The sequence below is a fragment of the Paenibacillus wynnii genome, assembly GCF_000757885.1.
GTDB lineage: Bacteria > Bacillota > Bacilli > Paenibacillales > Paenibacillaceae > Paenibacillus_AQ > Paenibacillus_AQ wynnii.
In genome coordinates this window covers 2,018,326-2,041,709 of record NZ_JQCR01000002.1, presented here as the reverse complement: position 1 = coordinate 2,041,709, position 23,384 = coordinate 2,018,326, and the positions used below count along the sequence as shown (strand labels likewise).

The 23,384-nt window shown below is 43.5% G+C and carries 24 protein-coding genes and 1 tRNA gene; 3 read left to right on the top strand and 22 right to left on the bottom strand.

The genetic code is table 11. The features are described from left to right. Positions 1 to 59 precede the first annotated feature (59 nt). From PWYN_RS11735 to rpsF, 6 genes are all read right to left on the bottom strand, one after another. Positions 60 to 992: a D-alanyl-D-alanine carboxypeptidase family protein gene (locus tag PWYN_RS11735; protein ID WP_036651774.1), complete on the bottom strand. Its 933-nt coding sequence runs from the start codon at positions 990 to 992 to the stop codon at positions 60 to 62. Positions 993 to 1,115: 123 nt separating this feature from the next. Continuing rightward, complete coding sequence (gene opp4A / locus PWYN_RS11730) at positions 1,116 to 2,855, bottom strand: oligopeptide ABC transporter substrate-binding protein (protein WP_036651772.1); 1,740 nt, start codon at positions 2,853 to 2,855, stop codon at positions 1,116 to 1,118. 216 nt (positions 2,856 to 3,071) lie between these two features. Next, positions 3,072 to 5,057, bottom strand: coding sequence for an endonuclease MutS2 (locus tag PWYN_RS11725; protein WP_036651770.1), 1,986 nt, complete (start codon positions 5,055 to 5,057; stop codon positions 3,072 to 3,074). A gap of 612 nt (positions 5,058 to 5,669) precedes the next feature. Further along, entirely contained in the window at positions 5,670 to 5,942 is a 273-nt protein-coding gene (gene rpsR, locus PWYN_RS11720; protein ID WP_036651767.1) for a 30S ribosomal protein S18, read from the bottom strand. A gap of 21 nt (positions 5,943 to 5,963) precedes the next feature. Next, positions 5,964 to 6,470, bottom strand: a complete 507-nt coding sequence (gene ssb, locus PWYN_RS11715; protein WP_036651764.1) for a single-stranded DNA-binding protein — start codon at positions 6,468 to 6,470, stop codon at positions 5,964 to 5,966. 48 nt (positions 6,471 to 6,518) lie between these two features. Continuing rightward, positions 6,519 to 6,803: a 30S ribosomal protein S6 gene (rpsF, locus tag PWYN_RS11710; protein WP_036651761.1), complete on the bottom strand. Its 285-nt coding sequence runs from the start codon at positions 6,801 to 6,803 to the stop codon at positions 6,519 to 6,521. Between the two features lie 214 nt (positions 6,804 to 7,017). On the opposite strand from rpsF, the gene PWYN_RS11705 reads away from it, so the two are divergent. Next, positions 7,018 to 7,215 (top strand): YjzC family protein, encoded by a 198-nt coding sequence (locus PWYN_RS11705; protein ID WP_036651758.1) that lies wholly within the window; start codon positions 7,018 to 7,020, stop codon positions 7,213 to 7,215. 353 nt (positions 7,216 to 7,568) lie between these two features. On the opposite strand, the gene PWYN_RS11700 is transcribed toward PWYN_RS11705, so the two are convergent. The 4 genes from PWYN_RS11700 to PWYN_RS11685 all read right to left on the bottom strand — a co-directional run bounded on the left by PWYN_RS11700 (position 7,569) and on the right by PWYN_RS11685 (position 9,187). After that, positions 7,569 to 7,659, bottom strand: a tRNA-Ser gene (locus PWYN_RS11700). A 46-nt stretch (positions 7,660 to 7,705) separates the two neighbouring features. Continuing rightward, positions 7,706 to 7,915 carry a DUF951 domain-containing protein gene (locus PWYN_RS11695; RefSeq protein ID WP_036653721.1) on the bottom strand — a complete coding sequence of 70 codons (210 nt, stop codon included), beginning with the start codon at positions 7,913 to 7,915 and terminating at the stop codon, positions 7,706 to 7,708. Between the two features lie 123 nt (positions 7,916 to 8,038). After that, the gene (locus PWYN_RS11690; protein ID WP_052087896.1) at positions 8,039 to 8,917 is read right to left on the bottom strand and encodes a mechanosensitive ion channel family protein; all 879 of its coding nucleotides are present in this window, start codon (positions 8,915 to 8,917) and stop codon (positions 8,039 to 8,041) included. 15 nt (positions 8,918 to 8,932) lie between these two features. Continuing rightward, positions 8,933 to 9,187, bottom strand: coding sequence for a putative Se/S carrier protein (locus tag PWYN_RS11685; protein ID WP_036651755.1), 255 nt, complete (start codon positions 9,185 to 9,187; stop codon positions 8,933 to 8,935). A gap of 133 nt (positions 9,188 to 9,320) precedes the next feature. Here PWYN_RS11685 and yyaC point away from each other — a divergent pair, with 133 nt between their 5' ends. Continuing rightward, positions 9,321 to 9,932, top strand: coding sequence for a spore protease YyaC (gene yyaC / locus PWYN_RS11680; RefSeq protein WP_036651751.1), 612 nt, complete (start codon positions 9,321 to 9,323; stop codon positions 9,930 to 9,932). Here yyaC and PWYN_RS11675 read toward each other — a convergent pair. The 12 genes from PWYN_RS11675 to rpmH form a co-directional block, all read right to left on the bottom strand. Then, positions 9,904 to 10,404, bottom strand: a complete 501-nt coding sequence (locus PWYN_RS11675) for a DUF4446 family protein (RefSeq protein ID WP_036651746.1) — start codon at positions 10,402 to 10,404, stop codon at positions 9,904 to 9,906. The two genes, yyaC and PWYN_RS11675, sit on opposite strands and share 29 nt — an antisense overlap. Positions 10,405 to 10,424: 20 nt before the next feature. Beyond that, positions 10,425 to 11,588 carry an aminotransferase class V-fold PLP-dependent enzyme gene (locus PWYN_RS11670; RefSeq protein WP_036651742.1) on the bottom strand — a complete coding sequence of 388 codons (1,164 nt, stop codon included), beginning with the start codon at positions 11,586 to 11,588 and terminating at the stop codon, positions 10,425 to 10,427. A gap of 105 nt (positions 11,589 to 11,693) precedes the next feature. Further along, complete coding sequence (locus PWYN_RS11665; protein ID WP_036651738.1) at positions 11,694 to 12,536, bottom strand: ParB/RepB/Spo0J family partition protein; 843 nt, start codon at positions 12,534 to 12,536, stop codon at positions 11,694 to 11,696. After that, positions 12,529 to 13,290 (bottom strand): ParA family protein, encoded by a 762-nt coding sequence (locus tag PWYN_RS11660; RefSeq protein WP_036651735.1) that lies wholly within the window; start codon positions 13,288 to 13,290, stop codon positions 12,529 to 12,531. Before PWYN_RS11660 ends, PWYN_RS11665 begins: the two co-directional genes overlap by 8 nt. Before the next feature lie 140 nt (positions 13,291 to 13,430). After that, complete coding sequence (gene noc / locus PWYN_RS11655) at positions 13,431 to 14,246, bottom strand: nucleoid occlusion protein (protein WP_036651731.1); 816 nt, start codon at positions 14,244 to 14,246, stop codon at positions 13,431 to 13,433. A 314-nt stretch (positions 14,247 to 14,560) separates the two neighbouring features. Further along, a complete protein-coding gene (gene rsmG / locus PWYN_RS11650; protein ID WP_036651729.1) occupies positions 14,561 to 15,283 on the bottom strand; it encodes a 16S rRNA (guanine(527)-N(7))-methyltransferase RsmG in 723 nt (240 codons plus the stop codon). A gap of 3 nt (positions 15,284 to 15,286) precedes the next feature. Next, the gene (gene mnmG, locus PWYN_RS11645) at positions 15,287 to 17,173 is read right to left on the bottom strand and encodes a tRNA uridine-5-carboxymethylaminomethyl(34) synthesis enzyme MnmG (protein WP_036651725.1); all 1,887 of its coding nucleotides are present in this window, start codon (positions 17,171 to 17,173) and stop codon (positions 15,287 to 15,289) included. A 51-nt stretch (positions 17,174 to 17,224) separates the two neighbouring features. Beyond that, positions 17,225 to 18,601 (bottom strand): tRNA uridine-5-carboxymethylaminomethyl(34) synthesis GTPase MnmE, encoded by a 1,377-nt coding sequence (gene mnmE, locus PWYN_RS11640; RefSeq protein ID WP_036651722.1) that lies wholly within the window; start codon positions 18,599 to 18,601, stop codon positions 17,225 to 17,227. 247 nt (positions 18,602 to 18,848) lie between these two features. After that, a complete protein-coding gene (jag, locus tag PWYN_RS11635) occupies positions 18,849 to 19,580 on the bottom strand; it encodes an RNA-binding cell elongation regulator Jag/EloR (protein ID WP_036651719.1) in 732 nt (243 codons plus the stop codon). After that, entirely contained in the window at positions 19,577 to 20,482 is a 906-nt protein-coding gene (locus tag PWYN_RS11630) for a YidC/Oxa1 family membrane protein insertase (protein ID WP_036651716.1), read from the bottom strand. Before PWYN_RS11630 ends, jag begins: the two co-directional genes overlap by 4 nt. An 86-nt stretch (positions 20,483 to 20,568) precedes the next feature. Next, entirely contained in the window at positions 20,569 to 20,919 is a 351-nt protein-coding gene (gene rnpA, locus PWYN_RS11625) for a ribonuclease P protein component (RefSeq protein WP_036651713.1), read from the bottom strand. A 267-nt stretch (positions 20,920 to 21,186) separates the two neighbouring features. Beyond that, entirely contained in the window at positions 21,187 to 21,321 is a 135-nt protein-coding gene (gene rpmH, locus PWYN_RS11620) for a 50S ribosomal protein L34 (RefSeq protein WP_036651710.1), read from the bottom strand. Positions 21,322 to 21,996: 675 nt separating this feature from the next. On the opposite strand from rpmH, the gene dnaA reads away from it, so the two are divergent. Beyond that, positions 21,997 to 23,343, top strand: coding sequence for a chromosomal replication initiator protein DnaA (gene dnaA, locus PWYN_RS11615; RefSeq protein WP_036651707.1), 1,347 nt, complete (start codon positions 21,997 to 21,999; stop codon positions 23,341 to 23,343). Positions 23,344 to 23,384 lie beyond the last annotated feature (41 nt).

Genomic DNA, 23,384 nt, shown 5'->3' with positions numbered 1-23,384 from the left:
CACTTAAATAAAAAGAAACAACAAAAATCGACAGGCCGATTCTTCATATCTATTCATGATTACAATTTGTACAGTATATGTTTGACTCTTGATTCCCAAGACATACTTAGGTAAAATCCGTAATCGAACAGTTTGGCTGTCTCTTCAAAACGCTCCTGGTTGGTTTTAGCGCCCATCACTACGGCTACCAAACGTTGTCCGTCCCGGTGAGCAGTTCCTGCAAAGCAGTAACCGGTTCGGCTATCAAAACCAGTTTTTAACCCGTCATTTCCTTCATAGGCATACGCACCGCCCATCTCAGGGAGCATAGAGTTCATATTGCTTACATACAAGCCTTTGCCCGTTAGTTTCATTTGAGTCAGACTGGAGGTGTTGAGCACTTCGGGATGCGTATGAATTAGAGCCATGGCAAGTCTAGCCGCGTCTTTAGCAGTCAGCATAGTCTCTCCGGTAACATACCCGGGCGGGCGATTCGGACCTAAATCTTTACCCGAAAGTCCCGAAGCGTTCGCGAATGAAGACCTTGGGGACAATCCCAGGCTGCGGGCTTTATTATTCATCATAACTACAAAAGAGTTCTCCGATCCCGCTATATGCTCTGCTAGGGCTACAGCCGCATCATTCGCTGAATATACAGCTATTCCCTGAAAGAGCTCACGCACTGTGTACGTTTCACCGTGATAGAGAGACAGCGTTACACCACCGACACTGCTGGCATATAAACTAATTGGAACTCTTTCTTCCCAGCGGCTTTTGCCTTCGGATATACGGTCAAGTACAATCAACTCGGTCATCATCTTAGACATACTGGCTGGAGGCATAGAGGCATCCCCGTTCACATCCATCCAAATATGGCCGGTATTCATATCCATGAGCACTGCCGCGCTAGACTTAATATTAGGTTTATAATCAAATACGCCCGTCTTGTAAACTATGAACAGGGTTGCGATCAACAGAACTGCTGAACCCCAAATTACATTCCGTCTCTTCATCAAATAAATTCCCCCATATTATATATGACGAATGAAACAGCGTTTTGATTTCATTTTCCGAAAAAATATTAATTTTTCTTTATATTAGTCCTATCACCACAAAAGCTAAGGAAGAAACCTCCGCTAATCCACATCCTTAATCCACCATTTTGCAGGTTCAATAATAGTGCTCATAGAATTAACATGAACCCCCTGAAGACGCTTATTCACAGGGATTATAGATTCACGTTCAGCAACAAAAATCATCGGCACTTCCTCATTAATATATTTCTGCCAGTCATAATACACTTGCTTCCGGTATTCCTTGTCAAATGACTTCATGTTCACACCGGCACGGATCAGTTCTTCATTTCTTTCGGAGGACCAACGCGGGTAATTCCACGGATCGTCCTTTCTCCAGAGTCCGGATGGATCTGGATCGCTTGCTAATCCCCATACTCCATTAAATAACTCTACAGTGGGGTCGTCGTTCTCCACAGCATCATAGAAAGGATTTAGTTCCTTAAGGTTTCCTCCATTTAGTCTTACATCCAAACCCACTTCTCGCCAGTTCTGTAGAATAGCCTCTGTACGTGACTCAGCCATGGCGCTGCCTATCATACCGTCATAGTTAATTACGAAGGGGTTCCCTTTAGGATCTTCACGCAACCCGTCTTTATTAGTATCGATATAGCCCGCTTCATTGAGCAGATCTTTAGCTTTAGCTGGATTATAAGGATATTGATTAATTTGGTCATCAGGAATTTTAGCCCAGCTCGTCCCTGGGATCGGGGTCTCGACAAGTTTACCTAAGCCGTAAGAATAATTTTTAATCAGACTGGCCCGGTCGAGCGAATAATACATCGCCTGGCGTAATCTTTTATCAGCAAATTTAGGGTTGTCCATCTTAATGATTTCCTCTTTATTATCCCAAGACCCGAATTTGAAGCCTATATATTCATACGACAGCTCGGGGGTCTGCAGCAGATTCACATTTTCCAGATTCTTAAGCTGCTCATAGGCATCACGGGGAGCATCCTCCATATCAATGGCGCCTTGTTTAAAGAGCTCTACGATCTGTTTGTCATCGAACACCTTGTAAAGAACTCCGTCAAGCAGAGGCTTCCCCTTGTAGTAATCGTCGAAACGCTTCATCTCAACGTATTCACCCGGCTTAATGCTTGTAATCATAAAAGGTCCAATTCCGATAGGATTGACCCTCATCTGACTGCTGTCTTCCATTTCTTTAACAGGTATGCCCGTATAATATTTTTTGTTCATCGGATAAGACCATAGGTTATCAATGGTGTTCACGCGCGCGGAAGTTACTGTAATTCTTAAGGTATAAGGGTCAATAACGGTTAAACCGCTAATGGTTGTAGCTTTTCCTGTATGGTAAGCCTCTACACCCTGGATCATTTCCACACTATAATAACGCGGCCCGGAATAATCAGGACTAGCAATCACTTCAAACGCAAATTTCCAATCCTCCACCGTCAATTCATCCCCATTATGCCATCGAACACCGGGTTTGATTTTAAAAGTGAATGTTCTGTGATCCTCGGATTCCTGCCAAGTCGCAATGTTAGGTACTGTGGTTAAATCATCTTTTACCGCAAACATAGATTCTGTAGTGAATTCCAGTGCGTAAAGATCGTCATCCCCTTCGTAAAAAGCAGGCTCGAACAATCCCTGAAACGGGGAGGAGTAACCATAAGTAATGATGCCGCCAGCCTCCGGTTGAGCGTTTCCCTTAGAATCTGTCATTCCGGGAGCCCCGTCTCCACCTGCCGAATTCCCTGGGGTTACAGTTCCGGAACATGCCGATAGCACCAGCACCCAGAGTAACATCAGCATGGCTCCACTTCTTATCTTATTGTTCATGTGTTCCTTCCCTTCCGTTACTGATCAGAAACTTAGTGAATACTGCCTATAGTTACTATAATAAACCAATGGTAAATTGAATATCTTTTTTATCCTACGGGTGGAATAAATATTAACCTTAACAAAAAATTTAACATCCTACAATTTGTAAATTATTGCATATCTCAAAAAGAGCCTGCCGCATGGACAGACTCTCCTGAGTATTAGTGGGGTTGTTCAGCTGTCATCTCCATCATAAACAATACTTAATCCCTCTACATATTTCCGCTGCATCAGCTTCTTTTTCTTCCGATTCTCCTTGCTCTCAAAAATAATATCGAAATCATAATCGTCCGGGTACAGCTCATCTTTAGAAATATACGGTTTTAGTCGCTTGTGGTTGACGAACATTTTTTGCTTCTGAATCATGACACCAACCATACCTAGACTGTTTTTTCTCTCAAAAACAATTCCCGTTCTCCCCATTGAGCTGACGTACACCGCATCCCCAACCTTAAAAGAGTGCGGCAGCGCCTTCTCATCCGGTTCTTTCTCATCGACATCTTCGGCTTGGACTTCAACGTCAACAATTCCTGTATCCGTTGGTTGGAGCAGCGGCTCCTTTTCAGCCTCATTATACGTTGTATGCTCGGTCAATGGTCTTCGCTGCAAATAAGCTTCCCGATCCCGCTGCCCTTCACGCTGTTCTTTTACAATTTGCCGTGAGCGCTCAATAACGGACAGATCAATTCCCAGCTTCTCGGCAATTTGCAGTGCGTAGCTCTCACCTGCTTCACCAATGGTCAACCGATATAAAGGCTGTAGAGTATCCTTGTCAAACTCCATTCGCGCATTTTGGAATCCCGGCGTGGCAGCCGCGAAGGCTTTTAACTCATTAAAATGAGTTGTGACAATAATATTCGCACCTCTGCGGCTTAGCTCCTCCAGAAGAGCGGTAGATAGCGCTATACCTTCACCAGGGTCCGTACCAGCGGCCAATTCATCAATGAGCAGCAGCACACCCTTACCGGCGCCGCGAAGCATTTCCTCTATGCTCTTCATCTGTGCAGAAAAAGTACTTAGTGACTGAGCCAAGCTCTGACCGTCACCGATAACACTCATAACCTCTGAGAAAATGGTAAATTCGCTACCCTCTTCCACCGGAATGAGCATTCCAGATTGGGCCATCAGGGTTAGGATACCGAGAGTTTTGAGGACTACAGTCTTTCCACCGGTGTTTGGCCCGGTTACAATGAGGGATTTATATCCTTTTCCAAATTCCAGACTAATCGGTACCATTCCTTGCAGCATGGGGTGTCTTCCCCCATTCATCCGCATAAATCCACGTTCATTTAACGCAACCGCTATGGCACCCAGAGAACGGGCATACTTTGCTTTGGCAAATATAAAGTCATACGTACCCGTCACTTCAATGTTAAGCCGTAGAGAGACCCCCTCACGCTCAACCAGATCCGTTAAATGACCTAAGATTATCGCTTCTTCCCGAGCCTCATCAGCAAGCAACAAATCCAGATCTCCTTGTAAGACAGCAATCTCATCCGGCTCTACGAACACCGTTTGCCCACTTGTCGATTGATCCAGTACGAAACCCTTTACCTGCTTATGATATTCACGTTTCACAGGAATTACGTAGCGTCCATTCCGCATGCTGTAGATATTCTCCTGAAGAATGGACTGATGCCGCGACATGACACCTTCAATCTTCTTATAGAGCCGCTCTTTGGCTACGGTCAGCCTCTTGCGAACTTTTTCCAATCCCTTACTGGCCCCGTCATCAATAGATCCAAAGCGGATACAGCGGGTAATTTCATCCTTCACATGACTCAGCTCTAGCAGTGAGGAAGCATAGGCCCCTATCCGTGGCGCAGTATGTTCCTTGGAGGCCATGTATTTACGGAGTTGCGTGCAGCTCTTTAGAAAAGTCCCAACGGCCGTGAAATCCTGCTCATTATAGAGATATCCTGTTCCCATCAGCGACATGATCCATTCAATCCCATCCAGAGAAGGAAGCGGGATACTGGATCCCTTTTCAAGCAGTTCCTTAGCCTCCGCCGTCTCTTCCATGGCCCTGTGTATGGACGTCAGGTACTTCATAGGGTGTAAATTGCTGATATGCTCTTTCCCGGCATAAGATACGGCATAGCGCGCCAAGTCCTCTTTAATTTGTTGGTATTCAAGGGTACGTAAGCTTTGTGAATTCATCATTATTTCCTCCTTTGGCTCTGTTCCTGTTATCAACCCTCGCAATTCTCCGATAGCACAAAAAAAGGGCAAAGAATGCCACTACGGCAGTCTTCGCCCTCATTTGTTAAGTGTTTCTCTTGTCTTTTCAAGTTTTCCCTGAACGGATGCCCCAAAGTCACCTGAAAACAGAAAAAACCGTGCTGCAAGAGCACGGTTTATCACAAAGAGAAACAGCCGTAAAGAGGCCATTTGACGCTTCGCGTGTTCTTAACTAATCATCCACCCTTCAAGTAACAAAGCTTTGCAGTGACACAGACTCAAACAAGGCATGTAATGTCGCCAAAAAAAGAGTCTTCTGCTATTACTTTAAGGTGATATGAAATTGCTTAGTTAAGAACGGTCACCAACATCAAAATTTCCCCTTTAGTTATAGGATACTTGTAATTTACTACATTCCTATGCTGAGGTCAAACAGATACAAAGCAATTCAGCACCCAAATTATACCGTACACTCCGTTATTATATTCAATTTACATCAGACGCGCAAAAAACCCCTTTAAGGGGCAGAATCGGTTCTTATGGGAGAAAATAAAAAGACAGCCGACTTCCCGGCTGTCTTGAACGAGCATCCTATTCCGTTGTGTAAGGCAGCAGCGCGATTTGACGCGAGCGCTTAACAGCGATTGTCAGAGCACGTTGATATTTTGCACTAGTTCCTGTTACACGACGCGGCAAAATCTTTCCGCGTTCGCTGATGAACTTCTTAAGAAGCTCAGTATCTTTATAATCAATGTGAGTAATTTTGTTCACAGTGAAAAAGCAAACTTTCTTACGCTTGTTGCGTCCACCACGACGTGCCGGTCTTTTGTCGTTGTCAGCGCCTTCTCTTGGTTTAAAAGCCATGTTCTGTTCAGTCCTTCCTTATTAAAATGGCAAATCATCGTCCGATATATCGATCGGTTTTCCATCGCCCGAAAAAGGATCTTGATTATTGTTGGTGTTACGTGGGAAATTGTTGTTACTATTTCCACGTCCACTGTTGCCGCCGCCACCGAAGGAAGGCTCTTCTGGAGCACTGCCACCACTTGGAGCATTTCCACCTTCACGGTTCTGCGTAGATTCCAGGAAACGGACATTATCGGCAATAACTTCAGTAACGTATACACGTTTGCCTTCATTATTCTCGTAATTCCGAACTTGGATACGTCCTTCTACTGCTGTCAGTCGGCCTTTGCGCAAATAATTGGCACAGGTTTCCGCCAGCTGTCTCCAGGTAACTACCGGGATGAAGTCCGCCTCGCGTTCGCCGCCTTGAGTTGTGAACTGACGGTCTACGGCAAGCGTAAACTGAGTTACAGCCACACCTTGGGGTGTATAGCGAAGTTCCGGGTCACGGGTCAACCGACCAATCAGAATGATACGGTTCAACAATAGGGTCTCCTCCTTTTGAGCGTTTTGGTTACAAAGCGTTACAAGATCTTAAGCTACATCGTTCGTAATGAGATAACGAATAACTTCGTCAGAAATCTTCATGAGACGTTCTAATTCAGTAACTACTGCAGGTTCTGCAGTAAAGTTAACCAAAACGTAGAATCCATCACGGAATTTCTTGATCTCATACGCAAGACGGCGTTTACCTTGCACATCGTGCTTTGTAATTTCCCCGCCATTGGAGATGATGCCTTGGAATTTTTCGACTGCTGCTTGAACGACTTCTTGCTCAATGTCAGGACGAATAATGTACATCACTTCATATTTGCGCATAATTTTCACCTCCTTATGGTCTGAGGCCCCTAAACATGTTAGGAGCAAGGAACGAGCACAAACACAAACTCGTACCATATGAATATAACAAAATGTACAAGTCAATGCAAGCTATATTATACAGTCTTTAATATCCACTCGGTTTAGTACATGAAGATCACTCTGGAAACACACAATATAGAGGATATTATCTTCTAAAGGGAGGAGGGATAACATGGGTGAGAAAACAGAATATGAAGCGGGCGATAAGGCTCCAAATCCCGGAATTTATACGGAAGTAGGCGAAGCACGGAGCTTCCATACCCAAATCACACATCCAAACCGTATTGAAATGGAAAAGGGCGACACCTTTCCTCATACAACGAACAAGAACCGTAAGTGGAAAAAGGCTGAGAAAGCTCGAGTGCACTAATTTTGGGGTTCATGTATAAATCACAGCTATTGAACCCATACTATTCTCAGGCAGTACAAAAGAGAGGTGTGGTTCCGTTGGACGTTTTAGTCGAACACGAACACAGGAATTCTGATTTGGCACCTATTGTCAGCAAGGAAGTGTAATAAGAGTATTGTCTTAAAAAAGCAATACTCCTGAGCAGTCCTAGTAACATTAGCGGCTTATACAGAGAAATTCCAACATCATTAATGTACTGCCTCTGAGGAGGGTCCCGAAAGGGGCCCTTCTTTTGGTTCGACAGTGCTCTTTAGACATCAAAAATCCTCCGCCTTAGAGACGAAGGATAGATTATTTGTTATGTAGAATAAAGATGGCGGAGAGGGTGGGATTCGAACCCACGCACGCTGTGACACGCCTAACTGATTTCGAGTCAGCCCCCTTGGGCCTCTTGGGTACCTCTCCGCAGCAAGAATTATTGTATCATGGAGCATGTTAATTTGCAAGTTAATTATTGCCCTAAAGGCCCTTCTACCGATCGTAGAACCTTCTTCATATTTTTCTCAAATTTAGCCCGGGGAATCAAGACGCTATGCTGACAACCCGTACATTTAATCCGGATATCCATTCCCATACGGATAATCTCCATCTCATTCGTGCCGCATGGATGCTGCTTTTTCATCTGCACGATATCCCCTAACTGAAAGGTCTTTCGCTCCACCACATCATTCGCCCCCTCTCCTGATTTCTTTCTCACAATTACTTACTGACCCCACCTAGGCCGATAAGCTGTACTGCCCCTAGGAGTCTATATGTGCCCCGCCCTTAACTAGAAGATAATTTGTTACACCTGCCCTGTCTCTAAGCCACCTTGCCGCTCCAGCGCTTGCTTGATATCGCTCTGGATTTGACGTTCAGCTACATCACGGGCATTGGGCCTGCAGCTCACGGCCACGCGTATAACATATTCTGAAGTACTCATGGACTGTATCCCCAGCACACTTGGATAAGCCAATATACTCTCGCTGCGCTCTTCAATCCCCCTGAGAGCCTCACCTATTATTCCCAGCGTAACCTCCAGGCCCCGCTCTATCTTTACAGGGACATCTACCACAGCCAGTGCGTTAGCCAGCGAATAATTCGTCACATTAATAATGGTACCATTCGGGAGAATATGTACTTCACCTGTACTGCTAAGAAGCCGGGTCGTGCGCAAACCAATCATTTCTACAGTTCCCTTGTACGTACCCGTCTGAATAACATCTCCAACGGCGAATTGATCCTCGAGGATAATAAAGAATCCGGAAATAACATCCTTAACGAGACTTTGCGCACCGAAACCTACGGCTAATCCTAATACACTTGCTCCAGCTAATAGGGGCCCGAGATTAAAGTTAAATTCTGATAATATAAGAAAAACCACAACAAAGTTACAAATGATAGACACTACATTCTTCAGCAGCCCACCTACGGTTTGAAACCTTCGGCTATTAGATAGCAATCGCGTACTAATTTTACGCTGTAAAGAACGATCAATCATATTATCGACTACTCTAATAATTATTCTGGAAAGTATAAGTATGATTATGATCCGTATTCCTGAAAAAAGTACATGCATCCACATATCGACATCGGTTAACCAGTTCCAAAGCTTATCCTTGAACTGGAGAGCTTGCTTCACCGCCCCCACAGACGAAGTGTTTTCGAACAACCACATATTCATTGACTTCTCTCCTCCTTATTCCCAAACCAACGTGTATCCCTCCATAGCATTTTTACTGAAGATCCCACGGATTTCAATATCCTGCTCTACCACTATTTTTTTCACTTCTTCAAGTCCTGACTGGAAAAATTGAATCGACATCGCACATCCAGCCGTGATCTCTTTGGGTGTCGGAAAAATATCTATCTCGATCTCTGCATATTCAAGCAGCATTTCGGCGCGAAGCGCCTGCTGGGTAGAGTCAAAAGCAATTAACATCTCATTATCCAATACAACGCCCCCCATAGGTTTCTTGTCCTATCTCTAGTCAACCTAAGTATAAAATGGCTCTTTCATCCATATACTAGATATGAGAAGGAAACATATATCAACGAAATAGAATTAGCCTGGAAAGGAAGATGACATGACTTATTCTCCAAACACCTCACCTTTGCAAGAACCTTCTGGTTTAAAAATATCACATGCTGATCCCGAAATCTATTCAGCGATCATACACAGATTACTTTTCCATTTTTCACGTAATCGTCCAGGGACTCAAATTGTTATTGTTTGCATCGGTACAGACCGTTCTACAGGTGACTCTCTCGGTCCTTTGGTTGGGACGGCTTTGTCTCGTTTCCATAGTCCGTTATTTCATTTGTATGGAACACTGGAAGAGCCTGTCCATGCTGTTAATCTTGAAGAGACATTAGCCCTAATTAATCAGAGATATACTAACCCTTTCATAATAGGTATCGATGCTTGCCTTGGACATTCTACGAGCGTAGGGTGTATTCAGGTAGTTGAAGGACCTCTGAAACCCGGTGCAGGTGTAAACAAACAATTGCCGCCGGTCGGCAATATCCACTTAACGGGAATCGTCAATGTCGGCGGCTTTATGGAATACTTTGTACTTCAGAACACCAGATTAAGCCTAGTCATGCGTTTGTCAGATATCATTGCTTCCAGCCTCTATTCGGCATTGAAGCAATGGCATCACCATTCCTCTAAACCCGCTGCAGCGCGAGAGCTATAACCTCTTTTTCTTCAGGAGAAAGAGAATACTGTGATTCACCCGCTAACAGGGGTTTGGAATATATATATGAATTCTCTCGGTTATGCAAACTTGTAAGCACTACTCCGTTACGGTTATCGTCAATGATTGCCATTGAAAAGCTGAGGTCATTTCCACGTTCTCCAAATGCATTGTAACGCTTCATGGCGACATTTGATTTCATTCCACGGATTTTTTCCTGTGCAGATTGCAGCATGTCTTTATGTTTGCGTTGTTCTTCTTCCAGCATATCACCTTGATTTCTCAGTTGTACAAGCAGGCCTTCTAGATCCTCTACTCCGCTCTCAGTCATCATAGCCTCATATCTGCGCTTCACTTTACGGAGCTTACTTCCTTGCAGCAGCACTATGATTAGCAGCAAAGTAATAAAAACGAAAAAACCTATAACAAACCACGACAATTGCTCATTTATGAATTGATTCATTTCAGACATGGGTTGACCATCCTTCTATATTATCTGTTACTACCTTTACCATATAAATCATCCATAGCGGCCAGCATTCTACTAATATCATCCTTGGTTGAACTTACACCTACGCTGGCTCTTACAGCACCACTTTCTAGTGTGTTGACAGCCTTATGCGCTAAAGGTGTGCAATGCAGTCCTGCACGAACCGCTATTTGATATTCTCTATCCAATCGATGAGCAATTTGTGAAGACTCCTGCCCTTCAATTACAAATGAAACAATACCGGTTCGGGGACTTCCAAGTGCCGGGCCAAGTAATCTTATCCCTGAAATACCTGCCAGTCCCTCCATCAATATTTGCGTCAACTCCCATTCCCGTTCATGAATATGGTCTAATCCTATTGCCTTCACTTTTTGCACACCTGCCAAAAGCCCGGCAATCCCTACTGTATTTTGAGTACCTGCTTCATATCTATCCGGGCGTACGGTTGGTTGTTCACTATTCTCCGACTGACTCCCTGTTCCCCCGTGCACTAATGGTTCCAGGTCTATCCGTGGAGAAATATAGAGCCCCCCCGTCCCTTGCGGGCCAAGCAGCCCTTTATGTCCAGGAAAAGCAAGAAGGTCAATATTCATTGTACCCACATTGATATCCAATGACCCTGCACTTTGAGCCGCATCCACCAGAAATATTGCCCCGTGAGATTTCGATATATCACCTATATCTCCTACAGGCAGAATACTTCCAAGGAGATTTGAACTGTGACTGCAAATAACCATTTTTGTGTTGAGTCTAAAGGTTTGCTCCAGCTCCCGTAAATCGAGTCGCCCTTCTTCATCAACTTGTAAATAATCAACGGTGATCCCCATAGTTCTACGCAAGTATTCAAGCGGTCTACGAACAGAGTTGTGTTCAGACATTGTAGAAATGACATGGTCTCCTCTGCCCAAACTTCCTTTAATAGCCATATTTAAAGCTACCGTTGTGTTATGTGTGAAGGCAATATCCTGTGCATTTGCGACTGCAAACAGTTCAGCCAATACACTTCGCGCTCTGACAAGTACTCTCCCCGCCCCCATCGCTAGGGTGTGGTTTCCTCTTCCGGCATTTGCTCCGGATACATTCAGCGCATTCAGCATGGCCTCCGCTACCTCTGGCGGTTTCGGCCAAGAAGTAGCCGCATGATCCAAGTACAGGAGTTCTGTCAACTCGATCCCCCCTCTGCATACTTTTTCATAACTTTCCGTTTAAAAAACATACCCTTCGTTATCCAATAAGGATATCTCAGGATATGTTCTAAGTTCATCCATTTATTAGTTCCCCAATAACTCCAAAAGTCTCTCTAAGTCTTGAGCACTGTAATAATTAAGTTCAATTTTTCCTTTTTCTTTACCCTGTTTTATTTTAACCGTAGTTTTGAATCTTTCCCGCAATGTTTCTTCAACATTATCAATGTAAGGATCCCGTTTTACGATCTTGGCTTTTATTCCATTAGCAGGTTTACGATCAAGGTTCTTAACCGTTTCTTCAAGCTCTCTCACACTCCACTGCTGTTCAACACATTGGTCTGCAAGCTGCTTCACTAATTCCACATCTTTCAAAGCTACAATTGCACGGGCATGACCCATCGAAATTGTTCCACGTGAAACATAATCTTTAACCTCTTCGGGTAAAGTAAGTAGCCGCAGAAAGTTAGCGATATGTGGTCTCGATTTCCCCACCTTAAGTGATAGTTCTTCTTGTGTTAGTGAGAACTGATCCATTAAACCTTGATAGGCTACTGCAATTTCCATTGCATTTAGATTCTCACGCTGCAGATTCTCAATGAGTGCAATTTCCATAACCTGCTGGTCACTGAGACTTCTTACCACTGCTGGTATCGTCGCTTTTCCACAATATTGGGAAGCACGGAATCTACGTTCCCCAGCTATGATTTCATAACCTTTCAATACACTTCTTACGATGATAGGCTGTATTACGCCATGCTGACGGATAGATTCGGCTAACTCTTGGATCGCCTCTTCATTAAAATCCTTACGGGGCTGATATGGATTGGCTCGAAGTTGTCCAAGTGGAATCTCCACTACCTTATCATCTTCGTTAATGGACAAGGATGGAATAAGTGCATCAAGTCCTTTTCCCAAACGTTTACTCATAAGATATCACTTCCTTCGCCAACTCTAAATATACTTCCGCTCCTTTGGAACGGGGGTCATAGGTAATGATCGATTGTCCATGGGAGGGTGCCTCACTTAGACGGATATTGCGAGGGATAATCGTCCGGTATACCTTTTCTTGGAAATACTTTTTTACCTCTTCTATTACTTGTATCCCTAGATTAGTACGGGCATCAAGCATGGTTAATAATACCCCTTCTATCATTAGATGAGGGTTTAGATTTTTCTGGACTAATCGAACGGTATTTAGTAATTGGCTAAGTCCTTCTAGCGCGTAGTACTCACATTGTATTGGGATAATTACGGAGTCTGCTGCTGTAAGTGAGTTGATGGTTAATATCCCCAATGAAGGCGGACAATCAATGATTACGTAATCATACTTACCTTTAACCGCATTCAACGCCTTTTTCAGACGTAATTCTCTAGATATAGTGGATACTAATTCAATTTCCGCACCTGCTAGTTGTATGGTAGCTGGAATAATATGCAATCCATCAATCATGGTTTCTAAAATTGTTTCTGCTGGTTCCACTTCATTAATTAAGATGTCATATATGCAGTTTGCTACATCCGCTTTATTGACGCCAACCCCGCTGGTCGTGTTACCTTGTGGATCGATATCAACAAGAAGCACTCTCTTCCCTAAGGTAGCCATACCGGCACCTAGGTTCACAGAGGTCGTTGTTTTACCGACACCGCCTTTTTGATTTGCTATGGCAATAATCTTGGACACTTAATTCACCTCGAATAGTTAGGAACAATCTTCTGTAGGTCGTTATATCTGCTGATATTTTTTGACGGTAAGTATAACAGGAGCCAATCCATGAAAAAAGCGGCCGTTCACCTCAGGGCCGCCTTCAGCTTTGATAACATTTATCTTTTTGGGATTTGAATGACTATCTCGTAATGATCGCCGCGGTCGTTCTCTGATGTTTTAATTTCCAGACCCGAGCCTGAGACCATATCAATGGATTGACGAATTGTATTCAGAGCTAGACGAACATCCTTGGTAAAGGAAATCCGTTTTGATTTTTTGTTTTTGGTAACTTCTTTGTAAAATGCTATTCGAGCTTCTGTTTGTTTTACATTCAGTTCTTTTGTGATGATTTCTGCCAAAACCTTTAATTGCATTTCTTCACTGTCCAAAGATAAAAGCGATCTTGCATGTCTCTCCGTGATTTTACGTTCCATCAATGCTGTCTTTACTTGTTCAGGCAGGTGAAGTAGACGAATCTTGTTTGCAATGGTTGACTGACTTTTCCCAAGTCTTTGTGCCAAGCTTTCCTGAGTAAGGTTATGAAGATCTATCAGCTTCTGATAAGCGTAGGCTTCTTCAATAGAGGTCAAGCCCTCTCGCTGCAGATTCTCAATGAGTGCAATAGACGCAGCCTGAGAATTATTGAATTCACGAACAATAGCGGGAATCGTCTCCATACCCAGCTTTTTAACCGCACGCCAGCGTCGTTCCCCGGCAATAATCTCATACTGCGAGTCACGCATGCGCACAACTATAGGCTGAATTATTCCATGCGTTTTAATAGTCTGGCATAGCTCATCTATCTTATCATCATCAAAAATGGTCCGAGGCTGATATGGACTGCTGATAATTTCATGAACTGGGATCTGTTTGATTTCTTCTCCGCTGCTCCGCTCAGTGAATCCAAAAAGTTTGGTGAATTGATCTTTCATTCCGTTCATAACCACCTAATTTCGTTATAGTACGATCTTCTTGACCTTCATCCCGGGAAAAGCACATCGTACGGCTTCAGAACAGTCTGCTACTCTATGTAAATCTCAGAAGAGCAGCGGATCTACGCATTTCTTGACCTACTCTATCATTCTATCACTTTTCTACTCATAATCCTATTCTCCATGAGGACCATTTTTTCCTGCCTGAGCACAAACCCTATTATTTGAAAAAGAGCACTCCCATCCATGAAGAACCATGGTAGAAGTGCTCTTTCAATCTTTTTGTATACAAATAATTGTTTCACGTGAAACATTTAGATCAAAGGTGTTTTGGCCGGTAAGCCGGCTTTACGCGGATATTTTGCCGGTGTAATTCCCGTTTTTTGAATCAAAATAATATGACGAGCCGACTCTTCGACAGGCAGACTAAAAGACTCTACCTTCTCTAATCGACCACGTAATTCTTTAAGGCTATATTTTGCTTCTGTCAATTCCTCTGAAGGATCACTGCCTTTCATAGCTGCAAACCATCCATCCTTGCGAACAAATGGAAGACAAAACTCATTCAACAGTGAAAGTCTGGCTACAGCGCGGGCGGTAACCAAATCATAGGCATCGCGATGTCCGGATTGACGAGCCACATCTTCAGCCCGACCGTGTATCAATTGCACTCCATCCAGCTTAAGTTCGTTAGTTACATGCTGTAGGAAAGATATTCTTTTGCTCAAAGAATCAACAATAGTTAACTTAAGATGCGGGAAACATATCTTTAGAGGAATCCCCGGAAAGCCAGCGCCTGAGCCGATATCCGCCAAACTCTTTATATCGTTGATATTAAAATGAAAGGCTAAGGAGATAGAATCATAGAAATGTTTCGTATATACTTGATCCCGCTCAGTTATCCCCGTAAGATTCATCTTTTCATTCCAGGATACTAACTCCTTATAATAGGTCTCGAATTGCTCCAGCTGTAAGGGTGTAAGGGTAATTCCTTTGTCTTGCAAAAGCTGTGTGAATTGCATTACTGTAGCATCCATTATTTATCCTTTCGCCGCCGTAACTCGATTATAGTGTTCCAAGTAAACGAGAAGAATGGATACATCTGCAGGTGTTACCCCAGAGATCCGCGATGCTTGACCGATAGATATTGGACGAATTTTGGTGAGCTTTTGTTTCGCTTCAATAGCCAGTCCGTGTATATCCGTATAATCGATATCATCCGGTATTTTCTTCTTCTCCATCTTTTGTAAACGCTCAACATGCTGCAGCTGCTTTTCAATGTAACCCGCATACTTGATTTGAATGCCTACCTGTTCTTTCATTTCATCGTCTAATTCAACCGGTGAAGGTGCCACTGCATCAACGAAGCTATAGTCTAACTCTGGACGACGCATTAATGTGAGCAGATTGCTTCCATCTACAATAGATGCAGATTGCATTCCTTCTAATATAGAGTTAACCTCAATAGGCTTCACTTTTGTTTCTTGTAGTCTTTTCACTTCTTGATCTACCCGTTCCTTTTTCTCGGTAAAGGTATCATAACGTTGTTGAGGAATCAGACCAATGTCATAGCCAATAGGAGTTAAACGTAAGTCTGCATTGTCATGACGCAGCAATAGACGATACTCCGCACGGGACGTGAGTAGACGGTAAGGTTCATTCGTCCCTTTTGTAACAAGGTCATCTATTAATACACCAATATATCCTTGTGCACGATCAAGAACGATTGGTTCTTTATCTTGTACTTTACGAGCTGCATTAATACCAGCCATGACACCTTGTCCCGCTGCTTCCTCATAACCGGAGGTGCCATTAATTTGTCCCGCTGTAAACAACCCTGGGAGACGTTTGGTTTCTAGTGAAGGCCAGAGCTGAGTTGGAACCATAGCATCATACTCAATAGCGTAACCATTGCGCATCATTTCTACCTTCTCCATACCCGGAATAGAACGAAGAATGGCTAGCTGCACATCTTCAGGAAGACTGGTAGACAACCCTTGTACATAGTATTCCGATGTGTTTTTTCCTTCTGGCTCGAGAAAGATCTGATGCTTGGATTTATCACTAAAACGCACTACTTTATCTTCAATAGAAGGACAGTAACGCGGACCGGTTCCTTCAATAATACCTGTGAACATAGGTGCTCGGTGCAGGTTATCATTAATGATCTGGTGCGTGACTTCAGAGGTATAGGTTAACCAGCATGGGAGCTGTTCATTCTGGGAAGACTTTGTCTCAAATGAGAAAAATTTAGGCTTATCGTCTCCCGGTTGAATTTCAGTTTTACTAAAATCAATGGTGTCTCTATGCACACGAGGTGGCGTACCGGTCTTAAATCGAACCAGATCAAAACCTAATTCGCGCAAATTTTCTGCCAATCGAACGGAAGGCTGTTGGTTGTTTGGTCCGCTCTCGTAAGTCAGTTCACCCATGATAACCTTGCCCCGTAGATAAGTTCCGGTGGTTAGAATAACCGTTTTACTATGATAGGAAGTTCCGGTTTTCGTTACAACTCCGGCACAACGTCCATCTTCTACAATCAGCGTCTCAACCATTCCTTGGCGTAGAGTCAGGTTTGGTGTTTTTTCCATCGTTTCTTTCATCGCATGCTGATAGAGAAACTTATCGGCTTGAGCACGCAGAGCATGAACTGCTGGGCCTTTTCCTGTATTCAGCATACGAAGTTGAATGAAGGTCTTATCAATATTGCGACCCATTTCTCCACCGAGCGCGTCAATCTCGCGTACTACATGACCTTTCGCAGGTCCGCCTATGGATGGATTGCAGGGCATAAATGCAACCATATCCAGGTTAATAGTAATCATCAGCGTACTGCAGCCCATCCGAGCCGCTGCCAATGCTGCTTCACAGCCGGCATGACCGGCGCCAATGACGATTACGTCATAGTTGCCTCCATCATAACTCATGTCCTGTCTCCTCCTAAAAGTGGTTTTATGAAGCAAAGCTTCTAATTTATATTATTTACCTAAACAAAATTGCGAGAAAATCTGATCAAGCAGTGAATCCGCAGCCGTATCCCCTACAATCTCACCTAACTGTTCCCAAGCCAGTCTTACATCGATCTGAATCATATCAATAGGGACAAGCATTTCGGCTGCTTCATAAGCATCCTGTAGAGATTGGTGCGCTTTTTTAAGCAATGCAATGTGTCTTACGTTACTAACATATGTCAAGTCACCCGATTCCAGCTTTCCGCCGAAAAAGAGTGCCGAAATGGCGTCTTCCAGTTTGTCGAGACCTTCCTCTTCAATAACAGACATAGGCACAATATTTGCAGCTTCAAAATATCGATGCAGAACATCCTGATCCAGTCTGGACGGTAAGTCCATTTTATTCATGATGACTAAGACTTGTCTACCGCTGATTTGTTCCATTAAAGCCAATTCATCCTCATGAAGTGGTTCATTAGCATTTAGCACTAGCAAAATTAAGTCCGCCTCACTAAAAGCAGCTCTTGAACGTTCAACACCTATCTTTTCAACTACGTCCATTGTTTCGCGTATCCCGGCAGTATCAAGTAGCTTAAGCGGTATATTATTAATGGTAACGTATTCTTCAATAACATCTCGGGTCGTTCCTGGAATATCGGTCACGATCGCTTTATTATCACGGGCAAGAGCATTTAGCAATGAGGATTTACCTACATTGGGTCGGCCAATAATAGCTGTCGTGATACCCTCACGAAGAATTTTACCTTCATTTGCTGTCTTAAGCAGTTTATTAATGCCATCCATACCTTCACGGCTTTTCGTTTTGATGAACTCAGAAGTAACTGATTCCACATCATGCTCCGGATAATCAATATTTACTTCAATATGAGCCAAGGTCTCAATCAGACTATGTCTTAAAGCATGGATACGTTGTGACAAAGAGCCGCTTACCTGCTTCAACGCAATGGAAAAGGCCCGATCCGACTTAGAGCGAATCAGATCAATTACAGCTTCCGCTTGTGACAAATCGATACGTCCATTTAAAAATGCCCGCTTGGTAAACTCTCCTGGTTCGGCAAGTCTAATATCCTGCTGAAGCAGCAGATCCATGACTCTCCTTACGGATATAACCCCACCATGAGCACTAATTTCTACAACATCTTCTGTGGTAAAAGACCGCGGAGCTTTCATTACAGTTACTAATACTTCTTCTATATTTTCTCCATCATCGGGGCTAACGATATGCCCGTAATGAACGGTATGAGATTCCACATCATTCAATGAAATCCTGCTGCGGAACAAAGGTGCTACCTGAGCAATAGCCTCGGGTCCGCTTATTCGGATGATGGCTATTCCTCCCTCGCCCAACGCTGTGGATACAGCAGCAATAGTGTCACTAAGCATAATGTCATTCACCCCTATATCTATCTATAACTTAACGTGTTAAATCTTTCTCATATTCAAGAAGAAACGGCTTTGCCGTCCTAAATGGGAGCTTATGCTTCCGAAGCAGCGATACTCCGTATCGCTTTCAGGTATCCGTTTCTCGTAGAAATATAAGCAAAGTATACTGAAAACTTATACTTTCTGATATTTCTAAAAAAACAATGACCCCTTACAGTGGTCAAGGAGTCATTGCAGCATTATAGTCTTACTTCAAAGTTATTACGACGCGACGATTTGGGTCTTCACCCTTACTCAGGGTATTCACTTGCCGGTGATCCTGCAGTCTGGAATGAATAATCTTGCGCTCTTGTGGTGACATAGGTTCAAGTACAACCTCTTTACGTGTCCGGACTACGCGACCGGCCAGCCGATCAGCCAGTTCTTCCAACGTTTTCTTACGACGTTCCCGGAAATTTTCTGCATCCAGTACTAACCGAATGAAGCTGTCCGAATATCTATTGGCTACAATATTAGCCAAGTATTGCAAAGCATCGAGAGTTTGTCCTCTTCTGCCAATCAGCAATCCCAAATCGGGGCCTGATATTTGCAGAGTAGTTGATTCCTTAGTATGGACGATTTCTACTTCTACGGTAAGTCCCATGCTCTTCGCAACATCAACTATGAAATTGATTGCTTCTTGATAAGCTTCCTCTGCCGGATGTCCGGAATCTTGCCGCGGCACACCGCCCACGACCTCTTGTTTGCTCTCTCTGGTTGACTGCTGAGGCAGTGACGGAGAACTCGCCGCTGAGAGCGGTGTATTAGGCAGTAAGGTAAGTTCCACCTTAGCTGCTTTTACACCGATCAATCCCAGGAATCCTCTTGACGGTTGCTCTAGTACGTTGACCGTTACCCGGTCCCTGTTCACTTTAAGTTCAGTAAGTCCACGTTCTACAGCTTCTTCAATGGTTTTCCCTGTCGCGACGGCTTTGCTCATTTTGACTTTTTGGCCTCCTTGGGTCCTTTGCCACTGCTATTCTTAGCAGCGCCTGCAGTACCTTTGTTGGAATTATTCTTGCTCTTCACTAGATTTGGACCGTCTTGGACGGTTCCAACTCCTGCAACAGCCAATTGAATCTTGTCGTTATTGCGGTATAAGAAATAGTTCTGAACAATGGTGTAGATATTACTGTATACCCAGTACAAAGGTAACGCTGCTGGGAAATTGTAAGACATAACGAAAATCAGTACCGGGTATATCATCATCATGAACTGCATCGGACCCTGTTGTTGCATCGGGTTCATTTTTGTCATCATTTTAGTTTGAATAAATGTTGTCAGAGCAGCAAGTACCGGCAGTATAAACAACTTATCCGGTTCACCAAGCTGCAGCCACAGGAAGTCATGTTCCCGCAAGCTTGGGTTGTAATAAATAGAGTTGTAGAGAGCGATAAAAATCGGCATCTGAACAATTAAAGGAAGACAACCAGCCATAGGATTAACTTTGTTCTCCTGGAACAATCTCATGGTTTCTTGCTGTACCTTCTCAGGTGTGTCTTTATATTTTTTCTGGATCTTCTGGAGTTCCGGCTGAATGGCTTGCATCGCACGCGAGCTTTTTACTTGTTTCATAGTAAGCGGCAAAATCAACGTGCGGACAATCATAACCATCACGAGTACGGCTAATCCATATTGCCCATTAAACCACTTAGCGAACGTATCAAGAGACACCGCAAAATAATAAACTACATTACTCTGCCAGAAACTCCCTGTCTTCAAATCCTCCGTTGTGTGCGTCACAGTAGTCGCTGACGAGCATCCTGATAAAACAAGCAACGACAACATCAACACAGCAATGACGAGGATCCATTTTCCCCGTCTAGTCTTCATTACAGACACTTTAAAACCCCTCTCATAAACATTCCTTTGCACCGTAAATCATACCATAATAATTCCTACAAATAAACAAGCCTATTAAGCACTACTTATTTACGTGAAGCCTTTAACAGCTTGGCTTTGCGCAACACATGAAGAGCACTTTTTTCGAGCTCTTTATATTCCATAGTGAGAGCGCCTTTCCTTACTATAAAAACCATATCCAGCCCATCAGCGATTTCAGTTTCATGATGACGGACAATTTCCTTCACCAATCTCCTCATCCGGTTGCGGACAACAGCATTTCCAACCTTTTTACTTACCGAAACACCCAGCCGGAATCGCTCCACCTCTTTTTTGCTGAACCAATAAACCACAAATTGATGATTCGCAAAAGACTTCCCATGGCGGTATACGCGGCTAAAGTCGGCGCGGTTTCGCAAACGCAAGCTTTTCTGCACGAGAATCTCCTTATTAAAAGACCGAATTATAGCCCTCCGGAATTTTTCCTTCTAATTAGTATAGTCATTCAAGGTTAGGGATAAACGCCTCAGACGGTGGATCATCTTCCTACCTCTTTTTTAATGAGAAATCCTAAAATTTCTATTCTTAAATGAAATATCCCCACAAAGTGGCGCAAACGCTGGAAGCGTAAACCAAACTCTGCGGGGAATTTTCAACCTTATACAGTAAAAAAGACCACCGTAGTGGTCCATTAGTGGCCTAACTTACGCACTCAAAGATTTTCTGCCTTTCAAGCGGCGGGCTGCCAGCACTTTGCGGCCGTTTTTCGTGCTCATTCTTTTGCGAAAACCATGCACCTTTTTGCGTTTGCTAACATTCGGTCTGAACGTCGGTCTCATGTATTGCACCTCCCTTACAGGAACTAAATTACTTTACTGTCTTATAAGCAAAAACGGGCTATGCCATCCTTTAGTAGGGACAGTATCTACAGTATCATCATTTCATTTGGAGACAAATCACCACAGAAAACACCTTTATATATTAAAACATATTTTATCGAGAAAAGTCAACCATACAGACGGAGACGCTCCTTCTATATAGAGAAGCAATTATCCACAGCCTTTTGAAATAAAAAACTAATCCACAGGGTTAAACAGTTATCCACCTGTTACTAAAAAATAAAGTCGACTATCCGCACATGGGCACAACCTGTGTATAAAAAAATCGATAACTTGACGTATGCTGTCGAACCATAAACATATTATCAACAATATGTAGTGTTGTTCCTAATATTTATACACAAGTGATTGAATTTGTGGATAAAATGTCCTCAGTCATTGAAAAACAGGGGTTGTTTTGCTATGATGGTATTACTTTTGAATGTGAATAGATTTGTTTGTTCGCTATATTATCAACAAGCTGTGGATAACGTTGTGAACAATTCAAATTTATCCATGTTTTTTTGTCTCCGCATATTGCGTACTGGGGATAAAGTTCACCATCAATTTATTTTCTTCGACATTTCCACTTCATGGCTGATGCCACATTTGGAAGATTTAAAGGAGTGACAGTCTGTGGACAGCCATACTTCCGAATTATGGCAACAAATTTTATCAATTATTCAAACCAAATTAAGCAAACCGAGCTTTGATACCTGGTTTAAAGCTACGAAAGCCATGACTTTCGGCTCACAGGTTCTCATAATTTCGGCCCCTACAACGTTTGCTGTGGAATGGCTTGAGAGCCGTTACACCAAGCTGGTAGGTGCTACGGTTTTCGAAGTCACCGGGAAACAGGTTGACGTCAAATTTGTTATTGAAGAAAGCAAGCCCTCCGAGCCTGTAGTGCAACTATCCGCCCCGCAGCCTCCTGTATCGCGTGAAGAAGCACAGACTCATTTGCTCAATCCAAAATATACGTTTGATACGTTCGTGATTGGTTCCGGCAACCGTTTTGCGCATGCGGCATCCCTTGCTGTAGCTGAAGCGCCGGCCAAAGCCTATAATCCCTTATTTTTATACGGAGGCGTTGGTCTGGGCAAAACCCATTTAATGCATGCCATCGGCCATTACGTTTTGGAGCATAACCCTAGTAATAAGGTGATTTATATCTCTTCTGAGAAATTCACTAACGAATTTATTAACTCCATCCGTGATAACCGCGGTGAAAGCTTTCGCAACAAATATCGCAACGTTGATATCTTGCTTATTGACGATATTCAATTTCTGGCCGGCAAAGAGTCGACACAGGAGGAATTTTTTCACACGTTCAATGCACTGCACGAAGAACGAAAGCAAATTATTATCTCCAGTGACCGCCCGCCTAAGGAAATACCAACATTGGAAGAACGGCTGCGTTCCCGGTTTGAATGGGGGCTTATAACCGATATTCAACCGCCAGATTTGGAGACACGAATTGCAATTTTGCGTAAAAAAGCCAAAGCGGAGAACCTGGATATCCCTAATGAGGCAATGATGTACATTGCCAGTCAGATTGATTCCAACATTCGGGAGCTTGAAGGTGCGCTCATAAGGGTTGTAGCCTACTCATCCCTAACAAATCAGGATGTTACCACTCATTTGGCTTCAGAAGCGCTGAAGGATATTATTCCTTCCAGTCGTCCTAAGATGATCACGATCGGGGATATTCAAGCCAAAGTCGGCGAATATTACAACCTTCGCATGGAAGATTTCAAAGCACGCAAACGTACCAAAGCCGTTGCTTTTCCGCGTCAGATCGCGATGTACCTATCCAGGGAATTAACCGACTATTCCTTACCTAAGATCGGGGAAGCCTTCGGGGGACGCGACCATACAACGGTCATTCACGCCCATGACAAAATCACGCAGGCATTAAAGGTTGATCAGGAGCTGTACAAAGTGGTCAATAATCTTGCCGAAAAAATTAAAAATCCTTCCTAAGGATGTAAAGAGCCTATGCACAATCTATACACATGTGAATA